2 protein-coding genes and 1 pseudogene are annotated in these 1,268 nt (G+C 69.9%); 2 read left to right on the top strand and 1 reads right to left on the bottom strand.

Features of this window, described 5'->3' with window-relative positions; translation table 11 throughout:
- Positions 1–334: pseudogene (locus IE312_RS39260) on the bottom strand (DUF1990 family protein); the annotation flags it as partial.
- Between the two features lie 121 nt (positions 335–455).
- Between IE312_RS39260 and IE312_RS08510 the strand changes: the two are divergent.
- Positions 456–680, top strand: coding sequence for a hypothetical protein (locus tag IE312_RS08510; protein ID WP_189979919.1), 225 nt, complete (start codon positions 456–458; stop codon positions 678–680).
- The coding region (locus IE312_RS08505) for a DUF1990 family protein (RefSeq protein WP_229899345.1) at positions 664–1,268 on the top strand (605 nt) is incomplete at its 3' end. The genes IE312_RS08510 and IE312_RS08505, both read left to right, overlap by 17 nt.

Below are 1,268 nucleotides of genomic sequence, written 5' to 3'. Positions count from 1 at the left end.
CACCGGTGTGGATGTCGACCACCTCGGAGGGCACGAAGCGCCCGAAGTCGCTGCACACCCACGCGACGAGCCGGGCCGGATCGATGTCGGCGTCGGCGATGTACACACGGAAGAGGCGGTGGAAGAGGGGACCCCAGCCGTCCTGTGCCAGTTGTACCCGGCTGTCGACCGCCTCGGGAGGGAGCTGAGGCGGGAGGTCCGTCTCGTCCCCCCGGCACTCGCCACCCCGGTACAGGGGCGTCGTCTCCCACAGGTACCGCCAGGTCACCAAGCCGGTGCCCAGGAGCCACCGGGCAAGGACGGTGAGGATCCGAGGTGAGTGTGGACGCGTCACCCGAGCCCCTTACCAGGGAGGAGTCAAGGATTACGAAAAGTAACTAAAGGTATATAACCCGGCGAAAGGGTACTCAAAACGAAGCAGCCGCCCAGGCAACCGACCGATCCCGGAGGCCCCCATGGTGGTCCGGCTCCTGCACCGCGCGGGCGTGCGGGGCGCTCACCTGCACGTCGCCTCGCTCGCCACCGTCGGCCTGTGCGTGTCGTTGTGGGTGCGCGCGAAGACCGTCGACCAGGAGCAGCGGGGGAACGCCGAGCGGCGCGCGCTCTTCGTGGGTCTGTGGCCGCCGACGCTGTGGCTGATCGGCGACTCGCTCGAACACCCGAGTGATCACCTTGGGTGACTGGGTCTTCGGGCGGCTCGATGCCGCACAGGTGTGGCGGGACCTCGCCGGCGCGCGCGTCAACTACTCGGTCGACGAGGTACGCCGACCGGCCTGGAACATCGATGTGCACCGCACCGCGCTGCCTCCGGAACGCCCGGGCCCGCCCGAGCCGGGCGGCTCCTGGGAGCAGGCCTGCCGCCTGGTCCGCGACTACGAGATCTCGCCGCCGGAGATCGTCCGCGCGCTCTACGACCCGGCGGCACCGCTGCTCGGCCGCGACATGCTGCTGGAGGCACGGTTCCACGGCATGCACTTCTACTGCGGTGTGCGCGTCACCGCGGTGGTGGACGAGACCCGCGACGGCGCCGAACGGGTCTGGGGATGGGCCTACGAGACGCTGGAGGGCCACCTCGAACGCGGCCGGGTCGCCTACGAGGTGGTGAAGCGGCAGGACACCGGAGAGGTGCTGTTCCTGGTGTCGTGCCACTCGCAGGGCGCCCCGACCCTGGACCGGATCACCAGGCTCGGCTGGCGTCTGTTCGGCCGCCGCACCCAACTGCGGTTCTACCGCAGGTGTGCCGCACGGCTGGGCCTGTTCGTCCAGTC

This window comes from Streptomyces capoamus, from assembly GCF_014654935.1.
Lineage (GTDB): Bacteria > Actinomycetota > Actinomycetes > Streptomycetales > Streptomycetaceae > Streptomyces > Streptomyces capoamus.
The sequence above is the reverse complement of the archived record's forward strand: the minus strand, read 5'-3'. Positions and strand labels throughout refer to the sequence as shown.

What these genes read in the sequence shown, in the direction of transcription:
- IE312_RS08510 (WP_189979919.1), top strand. Translation starts at nt 456, where the DNA reads ATGGTGGTCCGGCTCCTGCACCGCGCGGGCGTGCGGGGCGCTCACCTG.